Annotated in this window: 14 protein-coding genes; 4 read left to right on the top strand and 10 right to left on the bottom strand. The window is 46.4% G+C overall.

Translation table 11 applies throughout. The features are described from left to right. Positions 1–21: 21 nt before the first annotated feature. A complete protein-coding gene (locus DFP83_RS05170) occupies positions 22–822 on the top strand; it encodes a CsgG/HfaB family protein (RefSeq protein ID WP_110573850.1) in 801 nt (266 codons plus the stop codon). Between the two features lie 19 nt (positions 823–841). Here the strand turns inward: DFP83_RS05170 and DFP83_RS05165 are convergent, their stop codons facing one another. Further along, positions 842–1,798, bottom strand: a complete 957-nt coding sequence (locus DFP83_RS05165) for a DMT family transporter (RefSeq protein ID WP_110573848.1) — start codon at positions 1,796–1,798, stop codon at positions 842–844. Positions 1,799–1,952: 154 nt separating this feature from the next. On the opposite strand from DFP83_RS05165, the gene DFP83_RS05160 reads away from it, so the two are divergent. Next, positions 1,953–2,978, top strand: coding sequence for a LacI family DNA-binding transcriptional regulator (locus DFP83_RS05160; protein ID WP_110573846.1), 1,026 nt, complete (start codon positions 1,953–1,955; stop codon positions 2,976–2,978). Between the two features lie 44 nt (positions 2,979–3,022). Here DFP83_RS05160 and DFP83_RS05155 read toward each other — a convergent pair whose 3' ends face one another. The 4 genes from DFP83_RS05155 to DFP83_RS05140 form a co-directional block, all read right to left on the bottom strand. Further along, a complete protein-coding gene (locus tag DFP83_RS05155) occupies positions 3,023–5,410 on the bottom strand; it encodes a glycoside hydrolase family 15 protein (protein WP_110573844.1) in 2,388 nt (795 codons plus the stop codon). 15 nt (positions 5,411–5,425) lie between these two features. Further along, complete coding sequence (locus DFP83_RS05150) at positions 5,426–6,925, bottom strand: MFS transporter (protein WP_110573842.1); 1,500 nt, start codon at positions 6,923–6,925, stop codon at positions 5,426–5,428. Continuing rightward, positions 6,925–8,757, bottom strand: a complete 1,833-nt coding sequence (locus DFP83_RS05145; protein WP_110573841.1) for an alpha-amylase family glycosyl hydrolase — start codon at positions 8,755–8,757, stop codon at positions 6,925–6,927. Before DFP83_RS05145 ends, DFP83_RS05150 begins: the two co-directional genes overlap by 1 nt. Positions 8,758–8,852: 95 nt before the next feature. Further along, the gene (locus DFP83_RS05140) at positions 8,853–11,684 is read right to left on the bottom strand and encodes a TonB-dependent receptor (RefSeq protein ID WP_110573839.1); all 2,832 of its coding nucleotides are present in this window, start codon (positions 11,682–11,684) and stop codon (positions 8,853–8,855) included. A 667-nt stretch (positions 11,685–12,351) separates the two neighbouring features. Here DFP83_RS05140 and DFP83_RS05135 point away from each other — a divergent pair. After that, a complete protein-coding gene (locus DFP83_RS05135) occupies positions 12,352–13,971 on the top strand; it encodes an alpha-glucosidase family protein (RefSeq protein ID WP_110573837.1) in 1,620 nt (539 codons plus the stop codon). Positions 13,972–14,198: 227 nt separating this feature from the next. On the opposite strand, the gene fic is transcribed toward DFP83_RS05135, so the two are convergent. The 4 genes from fic to DFP83_RS05120 all read right to left on the bottom strand — a co-directional run bounded on the left by fic (position 14,199) and on the right by DFP83_RS05120 (position 18,879). Further along, positions 14,199–15,302, bottom strand: coding sequence for a protein adenylyltransferase Fic (gene fic, locus DFP83_RS05130; protein WP_110573835.1), 1,104 nt, complete (start codon positions 15,300–15,302; stop codon positions 14,199–14,201). A 560-nt stretch (positions 15,303–15,862) separates the two neighbouring features. Continuing rightward, positions 15,863–16,855, bottom strand: coding sequence for an ATP-binding protein (locus DFP83_RS13595; RefSeq protein ID WP_198679846.1), 993 nt, complete (start codon positions 16,853–16,855; stop codon positions 15,863–15,865). 111 nt (positions 16,856–16,966) lie between these two features. Further along, positions 16,967–17,500: an ATP-binding protein gene (locus DFP83_RS13590; protein ID WP_198679845.1), complete on the bottom strand. Its 534-nt coding sequence runs from the start codon at positions 17,498–17,500 to the stop codon at positions 16,967–16,969. A gap of 173 nt (positions 17,501–17,673) precedes the next feature. Continuing rightward, positions 17,674–18,879, bottom strand: coding sequence for an AAA family ATPase (locus tag DFP83_RS05120; RefSeq protein WP_110573833.1), 1,206 nt, complete (start codon positions 18,877–18,879; stop codon positions 17,674–17,676). Between the two features lie 188 nt (positions 18,880–19,067). Between DFP83_RS05120 and DFP83_RS05115 the strand changes: the two genes are divergently transcribed. Then, positions 19,068–19,544, top strand: a complete 477-nt coding sequence (locus DFP83_RS05115; RefSeq protein WP_110573831.1) for a hypothetical protein — start codon at positions 19,068–19,070, stop codon at positions 19,542–19,544. 68 nt (positions 19,545–19,612) lie between these two features. Here the strand turns inward: DFP83_RS05115 and DFP83_RS05110 are convergent, their stop codons facing one another. Further along, on the bottom strand, positions 19,613–20,044 hold the full coding sequence (locus tag DFP83_RS05110; protein ID WP_110573829.1) for a hypothetical protein: 432 nt from the start codon (positions 20,042–20,044) through the stop codon (positions 19,613–19,615). Positions 20,045–20,370: the final 326 nt, after the last annotated feature.

The following is a 20,370-nucleotide window of genomic DNA, read 5'->3' as shown; positions in this document are numbered from 1 at the left end:
TTAACACTTGATAGTATTTCTATGAAAAACCAATCAAATCAATTTCTTATTGCTTGTGTTTGCAGTGTCTCTTTAGCCGCGTGTGTCAGCACCGACCCCAGTTTAGGCGGAAGCTCGGGTAACACGATTACGGGCGCCGCAGGCGGTGCCCACAGTCAAGGTGAGAACAATGCGCTCGAGCGCTGCGAGGCGCCACTCGGTACGCTGTCTATTTACGAGGACACCAACGAAAACTGGTGGTACGACTATCGCCGTATGTATCCGCAACTGGGCACGACCGTTCCCCTGATCCGAGTCATGATTCAACAGTCAAACTGTTTTGTTATTGTTGAGCGTGGCAAAGCCATGCGTGCGCTGCAAGCCGAACGCGCTCTGATGGAGAGTGGCGAACTACGCAGTCAAAGTAACTTTGGCAAAGGTCAGCTCGTAGCTGCAGACTACACAGTCAGCCCTTCGATTCAATTCTCGGAAAGCGGCACACAAAAAGTCGGCGGTTTGTTGGGCGGCTGGGTCGGAGTCGTCGCTGGCGGGCTATCCAGCAACGAGGCAGCGACCACCTTACTACTTGTTGATAACCGCTCGGGAGTGCAAGTCTCAGCAGCGGCAGGTAACGCCAAAAATTGGGACTTCAGTGCCTTTGCCGGCGTCTTTTCCGGTTTATTAGCCGGTGTTGGCGGTTATACTGATACGCCCGAAGGAAAGGTTATTTCAGCCGCATTCATGGACTCCTATAACAACATGGTCAAGGCGCTGAAAAGTTATCAAGCGCAAGATGTGAGAGGAGGCCTTGGCCGTGGAGGTGCCTTGGGCGTAAACGAATAACATAGCGCACAGCAGTGGCTTAGTCAGTAAGTCGCTGCTGTGACTCTACAACTGATTTCCTGCGATTCGACTCAATACTTAGCACGGTAACAGAGCTCAATATCAGTACCACACCCAACACTTGTACCCAATCAAGCAACTCTCCTAAAAATAAAATACCAAATAATGCAGCCGTGATAGGTTCCGCCATGGCTAGAATCGAAGCGCTACCTGGCGCCGTATAGTTAAGACCCACAACATAACAAATAAATGAAAGCCCACCGCCTAAAACACCGATAGCCAGCAGCAACCATAAGGATGATGGTGAGGCTGTTTGCTTAATGCCACCCGTATCGATAAGTAACACCAAAACCAGAGATAACACTGCAAAAGCAACCGTCAGTATCGCTTGAGGGCTGCCATGAGGTGCGGCATATTTAAAGCCAAAAACAAACACAGTGTAAGACACGCCGGATAGCAGCCCCATGATCACGGCGAGCCCGCTTACCTGCCCGACGTCCAGTGCATAGGCCTGAGTGAGGAAAACAATACCGACAATAACAAAGAGGATTGCTAGCACCTTAGACCAAGAAGGCGTTTCGAGTCCCAACAAAAAGGAAATTATGAAGATAAACACCGGTGCGCAATACATCAGCGTTGCGGCGACTGTGACGCTCCCCTCGGCAATACTAAAAAAGTAAAAAGAAAAGTTGCCTGCGACACCCAACCCAGCTACGACAGACCAAAACCAGAACTGACGGTTTAAATGCCCTACATCGCGCCGTGTAAGAAACAGCCAAACACCGACAAAAACCAGCCCGAACGCTCCTCGACATAACGCAACCGTCGTTGCACTCCAGCCTTCATTGAGCAATATGGCACCGATACCACCAGAAATTCCCCAGCATACGGCTGCAAATGCAACGAGTATCGTGCTCCGTGCTACCCACTTACCCGGAAACGCCAGCCGCATTGGCGCATGCAAACGAAAGCCCATAATTCGCCTTCCATCGATGAAGTGGCGTGTAGAAACAGCATGCCATAGATACTGATTTCCGCGCAAATCAATCAAATTTATTGGTTAAGACTTCTCTTTAACGGCGCTTAGTTGTATCGTTTCGGATAATAAAGCATGCCATATAAGGAAGTAAATGAAGGGTAAGCCTACATCGTTCGATATCGCGCATCACGCAGGTGTTTCGCAGTCGACCGTCTCTCGTGCATTACGCGGTAGCCCACTTGTAAGTGAAGAGACACGGAAGAAAGTCGCCGAAGTTGCACGCAAGTTAAACTACAAGGTGGATAAAAATGCCAGTAACTTGCGTGCCCAACAAAGCTCTACGCTTGCTGTGTTATTGTACGAAGATCCCACGACCGATGACTCGCAAATCAATCCCTTCTTTTTGTCGATGCTCGGCTCAATCACCCGAGCCTGTGCAAAGGAGGGTTATGATTTGCTGGTTTCCTTTCAGTCGAGCAGCAACGACTGGCATGTAGACTATGCCGAAAGCCATCGTGCTGATGGCATCATACTACTCGGCTACGGTGACTACATTGACTACCGACCTAAATTTGAACGCTTATTAGCCACCAAAACTAAATTTGTCTGTTGGGGAGCCTGCGTCGATGGTCGCCCTGAGCTGACGGTGAGCTGTGATAATCAGCTCGGAGGGAGTTTGGTCGCCGATCACTTTATTGATCTCTGTCGCACCGACTGTGCATTTATAGGCGATACATCCCACCATAGCCCAGAATTCAGCGCTCGCTTTCAGGGGTTCGAAACGCGTTTACAAGCACACGGTAAACACGTAAGTGAGCGAAAAATTGCTACTGCAATCTCAACCGAAGAATCAGGCTACCAAGCGACTAAGTCACTACTTGCTAACAACATAACCTTTAACGCGCTCTTTGGCGCCAGTGATTTAATTGCAATTGGTGCTATCCGAGCACTGCAAGAGTCAGGTCTACGTGTTCCTCAAGATGTCGCCGTGGTCGGTTTTGATGATATTCCTATGGCGCGATTTTGCACCCCTCAGCTTTCAACTGTTCAACAAAATACAACCGTTGCTGGGCAGATGTTAGTAGACAACTTACTCAACCTAATTTCGGAGCAAGAGATCGATCTCAATAAAAGCATCTTGCCGCCGAAGCTAATGTTGCGCCAATCAAGCCAATAGCCAGATGAGCGCCCCACTCCAACAGCGGCAAACGGGGAGATTGATTAATCTGCTAAATGCTGCTCAACAATCGGATAATTGTCCCACACCGATTCATTAGTTAATGAACGCAGTAACTTAATGTACTCTGCATGCGTCCAAGCAAGCGGCGTTGCTGAGTTAGTTCCCTCGCCGATATCATACTCAAACGGGTTAGCGCCCACACCATCCCAAGCTTGCTCAGGTAGCATCATGCCTTGATTAGCAAAAGACTCCATGCCCAAGACATAGGTATTTTTAATACGCTCAAACTGCGAGTCGGTCAGCTCACCATCTCGCAACTTAGCCGCTGCAATTTCATAGTGACCGCGTTCACCTGTAAAGAACGGCCATACACGGCCTCGTTGACCCTCGGTCTGTTGACCCCCTTCAGCGTAATTAGTGCCTAGGTTTTGATCTTCACCATAGCCGTCGTTACCGTAACGGCGCCAGCCTGGGAAAGTTTGCCCTTGCTCATTGGTGAAAGTGTATTTAACACGCAGCGGATGCGGCAGGCTCTCATCATCATATTCCGGTAAAGAAGCGATGACCGAGGGACTATCCGCAGGGCGCACGCCGTAACGCACCAACTCCAAAAAGCCGCCGTCTAATATCAGCTTTTTGTCCATACCAGGGCGTCCGTTGTTTGCCCCAAGCTTAGTATCCGCGTTTACATTTTTGTCTTGTGCAATACGTACAAAGTACTCACCATCAGCCGCATCGCCTGTTAACGTGCCCGCTGTGGTAAACATCAGCGCTTCAATATCTTGCTCGTACTGCTTGGCGGTTTCTAGATAGCGTTCAGCGTTATCATCATCACCGCTCAACTTTGCAATTTCACTGGCACTGATAAGCCCAGCCACCACAGCCGCTGTGGTAGATGGTGAATAACCCGCTTGCTCCTCCCAACGCTCCTGCTGGGTATAAGGTGGGGTAATCTGAGTGTCATTCCAGAGGATCTTCGCTAAACCGCCTTCCACTAAGAAGTCAGCCGCCGGCTTAAGCATGGAGTCATACCACTGAACGAGCTCGTCTTTTGTCAGCACATCGTCCTGATAAAGCTTCCACGCGAGCATAATCGGCATTGAGGTTTGATCGAGCTGAACAGCCACCCACTCTAGTTCGCCATCCACATGCGTCTTTTGCAAAAACCAGCCGGTGTCGCCTTGGTTACCCGGTGTGTTCTCGCTCACCTGCACCTTAGGCAAGTAGTTGAATGCCGCTTTCGCAGTTTGTGTATCGCCCATTGCAAGAAATGCCATCGCAACTTGATAAAAGTCACGCACCCACACCGCTTTATAACCGGTCTTTCCTTGCTCAGCAGAAACTGTGTCGCCCCACGGATTAGACAGTGACGCAATCAACGCGCCCGCGTAGGTTTTATCCTCTTGTGCTTTAAGCACTAGAGCACTGGTATTGAGCAGCTTGCCACCATCAGTAGTCGCAGCGTACATTTCTTCGAGTGCGAGTCCTTGTAAATAATCTCGCCAACCGACTGCATCACCCGCGCCATTGTAATGCGCTAGTACTGCCTCATATCCCCGCTGCAACGTCTTTTGACTTTGCTCCATCGCTACGTGTTCAGTGTTGCCGTAGCTGAGTACTAAGTCGAACTCGGCGCTCTCGTTGATTTCACCAAGCGTTGCACTCATCGAGACATTACCTGTTGAGTCACCCGTCGTTTGATAAGCAGTTACCTCGCCCCTTGCCTTTAGTTGCGAATAACGATCCGATTCGCCCATAAAACCAACTGAGCGCTGTTGCAGTGGCTGCGCACTCTGCAGCGTTAAGAAGTGTTCACCTGAGTAGGCAAGCAGTCCGTTCTCGGTCACTTTGGCACGATCATCAACACCGTCATTATTGATATAAGGATTAACCTGCACGTGAGCGGTTAAGCCTGGCTGCTCCGACTCAAAACGCACACGTACCATCAGCGACTGCGCATCCGGGTCAGTAAAGATGTCTTTTATAATACGGAAACGACCTTGCTTGTCTTCGCTCGTCACCCGGTACGCCAACGATAAGGGACGTCCTTGCTCGTCAACGTCCAGATACTCGACCGTGTTTTTGAGTCCATCAGCTTCACGCACCACAAAGTCTTCGCCGCTAACGATAAACTGCATATCACGTATTTGCGCTTGATGAATTAAGCCAAACATCGTTTCTGTAATCATGCCTTTGGCTAACGAAAACCAAACCTTGGATACGGTTCCAGTCGCACTATCGTCATCATAGTGACCGTCCTGATAGGCTTCATATGACGTGCCGATACCGGTCTTTCCAGAATAAGCCCAGAAGGGCATCTCACCGGGAGCCCCCGGTGCCACCGAATGGGTCTCAGTCGCCGCATCACTATTGCAACCTGTTAATCCCGCAACCAGCAGTGCACTGGCAATTGCATTAAGTAGTTTCACTGTATCACCCTTAAATCAGTTGTTTATTTTTACCCGCATCACCGACACTGCGGCCAACACAAAGGACACCCCACCAATGACAAGGGCGAAAATCGGCTGGTTCGCAAAGCCGTGCTTTAAAATCAGGCCAAGAACACTGGCAGCAAGCAGTTGCGGAATCACGATAAAGAAATTGAAGATCCCCATGTACACACCCATTTTTGCACTCGGCAGTGCATTCGCGAGCATGGCATACGGAAGGGATAAAATAGATGCCCAAGCAAAACCAATACCGACCATCGGCAGCATTAACCAAGCGGGCTCACTGATAATGAGGAAGCTCATCAGTGACAAAGCCCCTAAGCACAAATTAAAACCGTGGGCCGCTCGAATACCTAAACGTTTTACCATCATGGGAATAATTAGCGCAGCAAGCGCCGCGAAACCGTTGTAAGCGGCAAACAATACGCCAACCCAGTCAGCACCATCGTTATATGCTTTAGAGGTTACATCGACACTGTGGTAGTGGTAACTGGTAACTGCAGCGGTGGTGTAGATCCACATGGCAAATAAAGAGAACCAACTAAAGAACTGAACCCAAGCCAACTGTCGCATCGCGGTTGGCATTGTGAAAACATCATGCACAACAGTGAAGAAGCCATTAGCAATGTAGCCTTGCCGTTGCTGCCAAGCAGCTAGTCCCTGTAACATAGCAAATACGACCAGTAGCCCGCCTAACAGATACAACTCTTTCTCTAGTCCCAATACACTGACCACAACCATTATCAGCACGCCTAGCGAGCCGCTTACGACCAATGATTTTGCAAAGTTGATGGAGGATTTAGCGGTGCCTTGCGCACGTTCTTCTGTATCATCTGTAAACGCTGCAAGCTGTTTGGGGCTGTATTCTTTCGTTGTGAACACTGTCCACATGACACAAATCAGCAGAAACGCGCCACCAACATAGAAAGCGTACTGAACTGAGGTGGGAATAACCCCTTCGGCGGCGGTGTTACTGACATCAAACCAGTTAGTCAGCACCCAAGGCAAACTGGATGCGATGACCGCACCAACACCAATAAAAAAGCTCTGAAGTGAATAACCCAGCGCCCGCTGCTTGTTTGGCAAGTTATCGCCGACAAGGGCTCGGAATGGCTCCATAGTGACATTAATCGAGGCATCCATAATCCAGAGCATACCCGCCGCAACCCATAAGGTGGGTGAGTTAGGCATGACCAACAATGCCGCGGTGGTTACGATGGCGCCGTAAAAAAAGTACGGACGGCGGCGTCCCAAGCGTCCCCAAGTCTTATCACTCATATAACCGATAATCGGTTGAACGATCAGCCCTGTCAGCGGCGCTGCCACCCATAAAATCGGTATATCATCGATTTTTGCGCCGAGCGTTTGGAAAATACGGCTGACATTCGCGTTTTGCAACGCGAAGCCAAACTGAATGCCCATAAAACCAAGGCACATATTCCACATTTGCCAGAAACTCAGTGTGGGTCGTTCGTTTTGGCTATTAGTATGCATTAGCGCTCACTTCCTAGCTCTACCACACTCACACCTTGATATGGCAACGTAATTGAGAGTCCATCAGATGTGTACTTCGGCGTTGCTCCCAGCAATGTCTCACCACTAGACGCGTTCAGTGAGATGCTGACTGATTGTGGTTGCTTAGCGAAGTTAGCAACAATAAGCAGACGCTGCTCGCCGTTGGTGCGAATAAAGCTCACCACGTGCTTGGCATTTGAGTTTGCCACGGATTCGAAGTCACCGTCAGCAATCGCTGGGCGTTTGTTGAGTGCCATCAGCTCAACATAGAAGTCACGCAACGCTTGTTGTTCATCGCTCAGTTGACCACCATCAAAGGCACCATTATTCATCCACTGCTGGTGAGCCGGGACCCCAATGTAATCAAAAATACTGGTACGTGTGGGATCACCAAACCCGGGCTCCTCAGAGCCATCCTCACCCACAGTTTGACCAAAATAGATCATGCTAGGGCCACGACCGACTAGCGTAGACACCGTCATCGCCGGTTTACCCCAGTTCATATCACCGGCAAAATCTGGACTCGCGATACGTTGCTCGTCATGATTCTCCAAAAAGTGCAGCATATGTGTATCGATGTCTAACACCTTTTGGTGCTCCGCCATCAGCGCATCCGCATCGGCTTTACCTTGAATAATCGCTTTGAGCGTATCGTAGAATCCAACTTTGTCGTACAAATAGTCCATTTTGCCCTGTTGGATATACGACCGATATAAGGTGGGGTTGTAGACCTCAGCGAGCAAAAACGCATCCGGGTTCTTCATCTTGATCGATGAGTTCAGAAAACTCCAAAACTCTACAGGAACCATCTCCGCCATATCGTAGCGAAAACCATCAACGCCTTTGCTCAACCAATAGTGAGTAATGTCTCGAAACTTATACCAACTGTCGGGCAACTCCTTTCCCTCCCAGAACGCATGGTGCGCTCGGTAGTCTTTCTCGGCATAGCCTGCAGGTAGACGAGGAAAATCATAGCTTCCATCCGTTTTCACGCCGTAGTTAATCTTAACGGTTTCGTACCAATCATTAATGTGAGGTTGCGCCTCGCGCGCGCCATTACCGGTCCATTTCGCAGGACGCTCAACAAATTCACCATCGGCTTTGGGATGCGGCAGACCGCCTAGTACCTGATAGTGGTCATCTTGTGGCACTTGAAAGTCTTGCCCAACAACATAGTAAAAGTTGTTATCTCTACGGTACGTTACGTTGGTGTCATCGTGAGCACCAAAATCGTGCACACCTTCGGGGTTTGAAACGGAGTCATAGTCACGCGCTACATGATTCGGCACGATGTCGATGATCACCTTCATTCCGTGATCATGTGTTCGCGCTATCAACGCTTCAAACTCTTCAAGGCGCTGCTCGGGGTTAACAGCTAAGTCGGGGTTAACATTGTAGTAGTCTTTAACAGCGTAAGGCGAACCCGCGCGCCCTTTAACCACGTCCGGGTCGTCGCCAGGTAAACCGTAGTCACTGTAATCGGTAACCGTCGCATGGTGTAGCACACCGGTATACCATATGTGGCTCACACCCAGTTCTTTAATGCCAGTGAGCGCCTTATTATCAAAATCGGCGAACTTGCCAACACCATTTTCCTCGAGCGTGCCCCACGGCTTATTTGTGGTTTTTGTATTACCGAATAGGCGCGTAAACACCTGATAAACCACCGGCTTTTGAGTAATCTCAGTGCCTTGCTCCGTCGTCTTATCCTTCACGCGCGGTTGCGATTGCTCACGCTCGTCGCCACAACCTATGAGCAGTGCGGTCAAAGACAGCGCGCACACTGTCTTACTTAAGTTAACGTTATTCATCAATCCACTTTATTTTTTGTTTTTGCTTGTGATTGAGTTGCAAGAAAGCCTCTGACTAAAATCAGAGGCTTCTCAACACGCGGGTCTAACTGCAATTACAGTTCATAGCTAAAGCCAAGTAGGAACACGCGACCGTAGTCTTGATAATCACGCACTTGCAGAGCGTTATCGCCTTGTAACGAGATAAACGGTTCTTCGGTGATGTTCTGTACTTGGAATGTCACCTGCAGTTTCTCTAAGCCTTTAATACCTGACTCAGCAAAGTCATAGCCAAACTGCGCATCCCAGATCGTCTCACCCTGAATATCAACTTGTTGTGTGGCAAAGCCAACACCGTAGATATCGCCTTTAAAGTCACTGCGTTTACGCATACTGGTGCGTGCACTAAAGCCGTAACGCTCGTAGTAAAGTGTCAGGCTTTGGATACTGTCAGATAGGCCCGGCAGTTCGTAGTCATTACCATTGGGATCTTCAAGATCCTGCTCAACGCCCGTATAGCTAGCAAGGAAACCAAAGCCTTCTAATGCATCCGAGAACTCGCTGAATGGAAGTGTCAGTGCAAGCTCATAGCCCCACAACTGACCACCGCCACCGTTAATTTTTCCTGAGCCCGTCGCTGTGCTATTCGGCGGAATTTCACCGGTTGACGGATCGGGGACACCCGTCATATCGATTTCGTAGTTGCCATCAAAGATCCATTCATTCAGATCTTTATAAAATAACGCAGCCGAGAAATACCCTTCAGCGGTGTAGTAGTTTTCGTAGCTCAGATCAAAGCCCGTCGCTTCTTTAGGCTCCAAATTTGGGTTGCCGCCATAAACCGACCAGTAATTACCGTTTTCGTCTGGCTGCTGAGCATTATAAGTCGCGTTAATAGATGCATTCATCTCATCTAGGCGCGCCCGAGAAATCGTTTTTGCAGCACCGAAACGCAGCATCTGCTCTTCATCAATCGCTAAGATGAGGTTTAAGCTTGGCAAAACGTGTCCATAACTATGACTTACATCTGTCGGTTCGGCGACCACCAAACCGTCTACCACGTTAAATGCATTACCTTGCGAGGACTGTTTGGTATGTACATAACGTAAACCAATATTACCGGTCACAGGCATGCCAGCCAGTTCAGCATCAATATTGCCTTGCACAAATGCTGCTGTGACATCTTCTTGAACCGTCCACGACCGCGTTAAATGCTTCGGATCGGTGAGACTCTCACGTAATAAATTATAATAACCATCGGCGACCAAACCGCGAGTGTCATACGCAATCATTTCACCCATCCCGATAAAACCGAGATCAGCCGTTCCAACGCGGTACTCCTCTGGCACCGCCATAAGTCCTACATTATCTGGGTAAGAAAAGTCAGCGAGAGTCAGATAGTAACCCTCTGAATCTTTTGTTTTCTCACGCTCACGGTACGTTACGCCAAATTCGACACTCTTAAAGTACGCATTATTTAACGCGCGTGTTGCATCAACCTTAAACGTATTCAGCTCGTCATCGACCAATGGTGCATTAATGAAGCCATCTTGAGCCGTATTCTCGTACGGCGTACCGACTAAACCATATTCATTGTTAAGCGCAGCACTGGCGCCCCAAGACAAAGGTCCACCGAGTTGCATCAGGTTAAAGTCGCTGTAATCCAATTGATGGGTAAACTGCGCTCCAGTATTACCTGGCTTGAAGGTATAACCGATGTTATCGGCGATACCATTGTTGTCACCACGCCCGGTTCCCGCGTAGCTCTCAATACTCCAGACTTGTCGTTCAACAGCAGAACGGCTGACATCAAACTCAAGTGTCCAGTCGTCATTTAAAAAGTATTCAAGGTTATAACCAAACTGTGATAATTCAGCCGAACGCTCTTCAAAGTCGTTACGTAAAACAACACGTTGCCCTTCGGTGATGGCACTGGTGACAAACCCTGACTCAGGGTCAATGGTCGCTGTTGCTGGATCAATTGAGCCCTGGCCCCAAGCAAAAGGAACCTCGATGCCGCGTAGAATTTTTTCGTCTGCAAAATCCACATAGAGCGCATCAAAGGTCATATTCACCGAGTTGCTCGGTGCATACTCAAGCACCAGCATGGCTGAATCACGCTCGAGCGTTGATGAGCGAACATAAGGCTTAGCGCCCCCTAAAATAGACAGTGTTTCGCCGGATTCTGCAGTAAATTCGGGATAGCCCCACGAGTTCCAGCGCTTTTCTTGGTTGGGGGAACTCATTGTGGTGTAAGCGAAAGCGACACCAAAAGTATCGTCGGCGAATTGGTCAATATACGACACCGTACCGCGGAGGCCTTGATCCTCGCCATCGGGGTTTAACTTGTCGAATCCTGTTTGTTCGACCTGAGCGTTGATTCGGAATACCTGTTCATCTTTAGACAGCGGGCGTGCAGTTTGTAAATCAATGACACCCGCAATGCCCTCGCCACTGAGTGAGGCACTTGGCGTTTTATAAACCGTCACACCACTCATAATTTCTGATGGGTAGATATCAAACTCTACACCGCGGTTATCGCTAATGGATACTTGCTGCCGTCCATTAAAGGTGGTTGTACTTTCATTCTCACTAAAGCCACGCACACTCACACGTGAGGCTCGTCCATCAAGGCGTTGGGCTGTCAAACCAGGCAGTCGTGCGATGGACTCAGCAATCGATGAATCTGGCAACTTGCCGATATCTTCTGCTGAAACCGATTCAACAACAGAGGTCGAAAACCGTTTTGTGTTAATCGACTCAACGACACTTCGACGAAAGTTACTCGATACCTCAATAACTTCGACATCGTTTTGCGCTTCTTTCTGCTCAGCAGATTGTTCTTGTTCGTCTTGTTGTGCATCTACCTGCTGTGCATAAGTAACTTGGCTCACAAGTCCTGTACTGAGTAGAGCGAGTGTTAGCATACTTGGCTTGAACGTTAACATAGCGTTATATCCCAATTGACCGTTTTATTATAACCATCTTGGTTAATCACAACGTTGCACTTCCTGAACATGAGCGTTGCACCAATTTGGTTCTTGTTGTTGTCGGCGAAATACTAGCCCCCGTAATAAAATATTAACAAATTTATGCATACGTATTCAGTGTCGCTTAAACGTTCAATTTTTGTGTGCTTAGTTTAGAGAAAGCCTTGAGAACCAAGCAGTAGCGCGCGTTTAGATTACACAAGGCTTCAATGAATAAAGAGCAAGAAGAATTGAGTACAAAAAATTGAGTTTTAGCGCGAAAATTTGTTTTCACTCAGTGAGTAATCTCTCAAGGGTGTCACATAAGCGTCATACTAGAATGCTAGGGCGATCACGTTGGGTTGTTTGTCTTATTATTACCGCATGCACCAAAATAGTGCTCTAGCCCTTTAAATTAGTGCAACAGAGACTATTTCATATCTCGCCAATTGCACGCTAATAGAGATCATTAGAACACTGAGTCACTCGTTTTTAGTAACTCGCTCATCAATCTAAATACAGGTTTTTAAGGTATCACTTTACGTAAACGTAAACCTTGCATACGTATGCAGAACTTTTACAAAGCTTCATACCTTGCCGTATTCTCTTCCAGACAAGAAAAATAACCGATGCTCTGGAGCAATATATGGCGAACCCACTTTGGTGGAAAGGTGCTGTGATCTATCAGATCTATCCCCGCAGCTTTCAAGATACAAATGGCGATGGAATCGGCGACATTCGCGGTATTATTAGTCGCCTTGATTACATTAAAAGCCTTGGCGTTGATGCCGTTTGGGTTTCCCCCTTCTTTAAGTCGCCGATGAAGGACTTCGGTTACGACATCAGTGATTACCGTGATATTGACCCAATTTTCGGTAATATCGACGACTTTGATGAACTTATCGCAGAGGCACACCAACGCAACATCAAGATTATCATCGACCAAGTACTGAGCCACACTTCAGATCATCACCCATGGTTCTTAGCAAGCCGAGAATCGCGCACGAACGAACACTCAGATTGGTATGTATGGGCTGATCCTAAAGAGGATGGCACGCCGCCTAACAATTGGTTGTCTATTTTTGGTGGTCCTGCGTGGCAGTGGGAACCCCGTCGCGAACAGTATTATTTACACAACTTTTTAACTGAGCAGCCGGATTTAAACTTTCATAACCCCGAGGTGCGTCAAGCAGTACTCGATAATGTTGAGTTTTGGCTTAAAAAGGGTGTCGATGGATTTCGCTTAGACGCGATTAACTTTTGCTTTCATGATGCCCAGCTAAGAGACAATCCAGCAAAACCTAAACATAAGCGTCAAGGTCGTGGCTTTAGTGAAGATAACCCTTATGCGTTTCAGTATCACTACTACAACAATACGCAGCCCGAAAACCTCGAGTTTATGCGCGAAATCCGTACCTTACTTAATCAGTACCCAGGTACCGTGAGCCTCGGTGAGATATCCTCAGAAGACTCCCTCGCCACCATGGCAGAGTACACCAGCGGTGGCGATAAGCTACACATGGGGTACAGTTTTGAGTTACTGACTGACGACTACAGCAGTCGTTACATTAGGCACACCGTCGAGACCCTCGAAGCCAACATGCGCGAAGGCTGGCCGTGCTGGGCATTCAGTAATCATGACGTCGAGCGTGTTGCAAGTCGGTGGGCAACCAATGGGGAAGTGAATCACGAGCAGGTAAAAATGCTCACTGCACTGCTAGGTTCATTGCGCGGCAGCGTGTGCATGTACCAAGGCGAAGAACTTGCCCTTGGTGAAGCAGAAGTGCCCTACGAGAGCCTACAAGACCCCTACGGCATTACCTTTTGGCCTAACTTCAAAGGTCGTGACGGATGTCGCACGCCAATGCCTTGGCAGGATAGCGAACACGGCGGCTTCACCGAAGTGGCACCATGGCTTCCCGTGAGTCCTGCGCACCGGCAACAAAACGTTGCCAAGCAACAAAAAGACACCGACTCAACGCTAAACGCTTTTCGTGAGTTCATGGCATGGCGCCGAGCCCACCCAGCACTCATTGCTGGCGACATTCGCTTTATCGAAACCAGCGAACCCGTACTCGCCTTTTACCGAGAGCATGACGGTGAAACTTTACTTTGCTGCTTTAATTTGGCGGCCGAACCTGCATCGATGCCGCTGCCCCAGGCAATCCAGCATGACTTTAATGACTGGATAATTCACAGTAATGGCACTGTGCAAAACGACACACTTCACCTACCGGCATTTGGATGCTACTTCGCTAAGCTTTGACTTTGAATAAAGGGGGCTGCTTTAAAAATGGTGGCCCCTCGCAGATTTGAACTGCGGACCAACCGATTATGAGTCCTGCATTGGTGGGTTTTCTAACACTCAGCTTCGGTTAAAAATATTCGGTTTTTCAGATGGTTATGTATTAACTGAATGTTTTTGATCCGACGCCGGTTTTGACGATTTTGATCTTAACTTCCGCTGTAACTACCGCTTGAGATTAGTTTGCTTCAAAAAGGTTTAATACGATTACTGTCTTTTGTCATTAGCGTCATCAATCGCGGATGCACAAATAATTTTTCCTTTCCTGAATCGACCTCTTGCAGCACGCCAATATCGGCTAACTGCTTTAAATAGGTTGAAGCGGTCTGACGTTTTGCAATATCACGCTCAACCAGATTGCTAATACGGCAATAAGGCTGTTCAAAAATAAGCTGAACAAGCTCGTAGCTGTATATTTTTGGTAGCTGAGCCTTTACATAATCGGTGGTGTTTTCCATGAGCGTTCTAATCGCTGTGATTTTTTCACAGGTCCATGTTGCGGTTTGCTCGACACCTTTTAGCATAAATAACAACCACTCTTCCCAGCTCTGATCTTTAGTGACTTGGTTCAAGAGGCGATAATAGTCTTGCTTATTATGAACGATGAAGCGACTCAAATACAAAATAGGCAGTGTTAGAAGACCCGATTCAATAAGGTATAAAACGTTTAAAATACGACCTGTTCTGCCATTCCCGTCATAGAAAGGGTGTATAGCTTCAAATTGATAATGGCTAATCGCCATCTTTATCAGTGGATCCAGATCGTCGTCATTATGAAGGAATCGCTCCCAGTTGGTTAACAAGTCGCGAATCACATCTTCACCGTTTGGCGGCGTATAGATAGTTTCGCCTGTCGTTTGGTTTCCTATATAAGTCCCCGGTACTTTGCGAATATCCATTTCGGAGTGCTTTAAAGTACTGCATACCTCAATAGCCGTCGCCGTGCATAGCGGCTTTTTCTCAAGTTGTATAAAGCCTTGGTATAACGCGGTTCGGTAACGTAATGCTTCCTTGGTTGCATGATCAGCACCTTTACCCCCTTGCGCATACTGAAAAAGCTTATCGGTCGTGGTAACAATATTTTCAATTTCTGAACTATCTTTTGCTTCAAGCAATGGCAGCAGGTTAATTAACATGCTTTGGTTGGGAATGAGCTCTCCAGCCTTTTTTAACTCCGCTACAGCAGCACGTGCAGAAATACAGGCCTTCAGCACAGCCCTAGTTTCTACGACATCTAGGTTGGGTGGTAATGTCGGTAATTGGTTGTACGGTTGCTCTGCTTGCCAAGTCATGCTTAAATTTCCAGTCTAAATCGACATAAAGAAACGATGAGTTCAGTTTATGTCGTTCCAATCGACATATCAATTTAACGTGTCGATTTTTTCTTATTTTTTCGACATGAATTATTTTTAGGTCGAGATCATCGACACACCAAGCCTTATCAACCCAAACAAATGGATAGCTGTCACAGCACAATATTGCTAACGTTGTAAAAAGCAGGGTTGCATGAGCTATTCTAAAAAGTAGCACAGAGGTAGCACCAACCAATTTTGGTTAGTGGTAGTTAACATTGAAAGCCTTTAAATATGGTGGCCCCTCCCAGATTTGAACTGGGGACCAACCGATTATGAGTCCTGTATTGGTGGTTTTTCTAACATTCAGCTTCGGTTGAAAAAACTAGTTTTTTCAGTTTCTTACGTGTTTCATCGATGTTTTGATCCGACGCCGGTTTTAACGGTTTTGATCTTAACTTCCCTTGTAACTACCGCTTAAAACTAGCTTTCTTAAACCTACTCATTTAGCTGTTTAGGCAAGTTTGAATGTCTAAAAATGTCTAAAAATGTCTAAAAATCTAACGTTTAGACATTTTCCAAATCTTGCCCTTTATTTCTATAACCCCTTGATTTTTAAGTGATTGAAGGAGATTTTTTACCTTGTTACTCTTCTGATCAGCCGTTAAAACATCAGGTAGTTTATCTAAAAGCAACTCGTCAATGTCTAAACGTTTAGCTTGACCAAACCTTTCAATGTACTCGGTAATCAATCTTTTATAGTGAGTGTCCCCCAGAGAGCGGTTCCGTATGTACTGTGCCTTGTCGTCGCTATGCTGGGCTATTTTCTTTGAGATATGATAGTTCGGTTTTCGACCTTCAATAAGTTTCTGTTGTTTTAAGTGTTTTGCCTGTTCATCTGTTATCGGCTTACTCTTCTGAATACGATCAAGAAGCATAATATCTTCCAGGGTTAACCCTGGAAGCTGTGCTAGCTTGCGTGCGTAGGCAGCATCAACGACTCGGCCTATGATAGTCACCTGAACTCTATTTCTAGCTAAATCGTACTCAGGTAGAGGAAAGAATTTCTTCCTCTGAATCATGAACATTTTCCGAATACCACTGCCGATGGTATCAATCATGTTTAAATTAACCATCGCATCCGCAAGAAAGCGATTACGATACCGGCTCTCAGGTGCATCAGCTTTAACAACCGATTCCACTGAATCTGGGATAAACTGGCCAACGTTACTAAAACACAGCCGACCATCTTCGAACTCAATAACTGATACTTTACCGCCTAAATTATAATCTTGGTGGGCAATCGCATTATTTAACGCTTCCCTTATCAGGTAAGGGTCATACTGGTCTACTTCTTCCGGAAACAAAGTACCTTCATTTAGGTAACGATACTTAAGATTACGAATTTTGTGGAAAACCTTATCCACATTGATTAATAGAGGACTTGTAAAATGCTCGTAGTCTTTTTCAATGCCGTCTTTGTCTTTAAGAATCCACGTAATAGTCGGAGTAGCAGGGTTAAGCCAGTGTGTTGACTCTGGCTTACCAAGCAATATAAGCGCCGCCCTTGTTATTTTCCCATTTATTGTAAGCTTTGCTTTATTTAAGAACGTCTTTGTATCCCAGGTTTCTGCTTCATCTGCAAATTTGATGTTCTTCTGGATTTATTTATCTCTGGCAGCTTTTAAAGCAGTCTCATCAAGGTCATCTATACTAGCCTCTTGAATAATTGCAGCACTCCAATCCTCAGCCATGTTTTGACGACGTATTCGTTCAATTTCGTCAAGGCTCAAAGGCCCAAGAGATTCTCCCTCACGACCATAATAGTGCCCTTCCCAGGCGATAGGAACTCCAGCGGGGGCTGCAGGAATTTCAAATAATAAAACCCGACCATTCGGATGCGAAACTTCGTGAATATTGATAAATGTATGCCGGTTTGTAGCTTTATCTGCAACTTCTTTTTTTAACGAGGAAAGCTTCCTTGCTGAGTCTCGAAATGAAGTGCCAACTACCTTTTTACTATCGTTAACACCAAAGATAAGCCAGCTACGTGCTAGGCCTTGCAAATTTGCTTCGTTACTTAGCGCAGAAAAGTACTTACCTAACTTTTTGAAGTCATAGCTGATTTTCGCTTCTTTAAACTCAACCACCTCATTTTCGTTCTCAAGCTTAAGCAATTCGCTTAGTTTTCCTATCACCACTATTTCCTCAATTCGATATAAGCCGCTCTTAAGACGCTAGCTAACAGTCCGCACCAACTTAAACATACAATAGTTCACATGGACGCCTATAAATAGCAACAAATGCAAAGCTTACCTTCTTCGGATTACTCTGTCATAACCAGTTTTATCAGGTCGTCCAGTCATCACCGTCAAATTAGTTTAGGAATCGCCTCGAGGGCGCCAGCCATATATTTTGCATACAGGTTGTCATCAGCACGCAAACCAACAACATCATCCAAACGCCAAGCGTCACTTTTTAGCTCTTCTTTTTCCACCAAATAGACCTGGTGTTTCTGCAGCAAGTTTAAGACTTCAGGAGTGTGACAGCTAAATACAATTTGCGCGCTATGTGGATTCGTTTCCTCATACTTGAATAAATCCAGCAAGTGCGGAAGCATATGCGGGTGCAAGTCGTTATCAATTTCGTCAATCACGGCAATACCACCATTTGCAAGTACAGGAAGCAATCGGGCCAACAAAGCAAATGCAGACTTGGTACCGCTCGACTCTTCCATAAAACGAAGCTCAAACTGGCCTCGTTGGCTTTTATGGATGCCATACGGAATTGCAATCTGCTTCTCTTCTCCGGAATCTCTTTCGAAGACCGTTTCTTGCCGCACTTCAACACTCTGTAATCCAAGATCTAATTCAGATAAACAGTCGGCTAACTGAGCTCGAAGCTTATCATTTTCAGCTAATTCTTCCGCGGCTTGCAACAAAGCACCATCATCATAATTATGACGCCCAAATACATTTAGGTTATGACTAATACCGTGTGCAAACTGCACAAACATATCCGCTTCGGGCACATCGTAACTGTATGCTGCAGCCAGCAGTGACGCATTTCGGCGAATTTCTTTAGCTTTTTTAGGCGAAAATGAGAAGTTTTGTTGCTTATAGCTCACGTCAATCTTGCCAGCTTTGTTTTCTTTAAACTCACGCACGAACAAATAGCTATAGAGATGGCTTGTCTTATGATAAAGCGCCTCCGAAACGACGAGTCTGTCCTTGAGAGTCAGCGAGTACTTATACTGCTCACCATCCAAAACAAAACGCAACTCAAAGGTGGTTGGCTGCTCTTCATAAAGCGCATGCGCTCGATAAGGTAGTTTGACATCTGGGTCAGCGTGCAGAAATGATGAGGACAAAAACCAACTCAAAAAAGCCAATGGCTTTATAAACTGCGTTTTCCCTGAGCCATTAGGACCAATAACCGCTAACGCCTTATTCAAGCGATCGCCACCTTTAAGCGGAATATCATAATTTGAACTGGCTGGCTTTTTACCCATTTCAAACGAGAGGTAAACCTCGTCTGCAAAGCTATAGAAGTTTGAAAACGCTAAATCAATTATCATAGTAAGCCAACTTAAACAAAATTTTGTTAATCATTGTTCACTATATATAGATTTGCAAGCTCTATAACTGATGGGGGTTATCTTTTGTTTATCTAAAGTGCCCAACAATGTCTACGCGTTTAGCATGCGTTATTCTGGTATGCTTCACTATTGGCGGTAATAATATCAATGACTAAAAGGACCTTGTTATGGATAACAGCGTTATATTTATTGTATTACTCCCCGCTTTAATCTCTGGCTTCGCTTCGGCAATCATCGCGTCCCAAAAAGGGCGAGACGGGTTTGGTTGGTTTTTAGTAGGAGTTTTCTTCGCGCCAATAGCGATCCCGTTTGCTCTTATAGCCAATCCAATACGCGGTAACATCGAATCTTTAAAAACTTGCGACTACTGCAGGGAACTGGTTAACCATAAAGCAATAAAGTGTCCACATTGTCATTCGGAACTAACAAACTACTCAGAAAAAACCTCAGAACCGAAAAAAGACGACAAAGAGAGAGCGACAGGGCAAACTTCAGCCAGAGATAGGGTTCTAGCTAAAGCAGAAGAGCTTGGTTTTGAAGTTTATGCTCCTGAGGGGTCAAGCCGCATCGTATTTAGAAAGAACGGTAAAAAGCATGAGTTCCTAATTCTAAAGCGCGCGCAAGATTTCTTGGAGCGCCAATAAATAACAAAGACTAAAAGAGTCATTCGACTGTAGGGTGGCCGGTTAACACCGGCAACACTTTTAGGTACTCACCGGTCTTGGTTATCAACTTTTCTTTCAACTCTCGACACAACCGATAGGATTTGTCCTAAGGCAAAAAACACGACGGCACACACAACACCGTTTACGATTGCTCCAATAGAAGCTGCAGGGAAAGGAGCGTCACCTCCGTATTTAGACGTTTCAGGCCAAGCCACAAATGCCACGATGACTCCACATATAAGCGATAACATTGCTAAAACCCATAACACACCTGATAAGAATGGTTCTGGCTCACTGGTTTCTACACTCGCTTTTTTATTTTGCGTCGACTTTATCTCGTCTGACTTCTTTTTCGCTATGTATTCTGCCGACTTTTCGGTTTGATAACATTGCTTACAATGAATAGTGTCAAACTCATATCTGACATCTAGCCTTTTCTCAATCGGGCAACCACAAATTTCACATGAATATTTCGCCATAACTTCATCCTTGATAATTGATTGTCTCTTACATCGTATCCACTATTTTCGTTTTGGCCAATTTGCCACTACATACAGTAAATAATCAGCGCAACCATGGTGAGAAGGCAAAGCGATCGGTATCGATCGTATAAGAAGACTCTTTTGCGTAACTTATAGTCGAGCAAAAGAAAGCCTAGCAGCTTTTGTTTAACAGGCGAAGCTGCTAATAGAGTAGCACAGAGGTAGCACCAACCAATTTTGGTTAGTGGTAGTTAACATTGAAAGCCTTTAAATATGGTGGCCCCTCCCAGATTTGAACTGGGGACCAACCGATTATGAGTCGG

This window comes from Idiomarina fontislapidosi (genome assembly GCF_003226255.1).
GTDB lineage: Bacteria > Pseudomonadota > Gammaproteobacteria > Enterobacterales > Alteromonadaceae > Idiomarina > Idiomarina fontislapidosi.
This window is presented reverse-complemented; position numbering and strand designations above follow the sequence as displayed.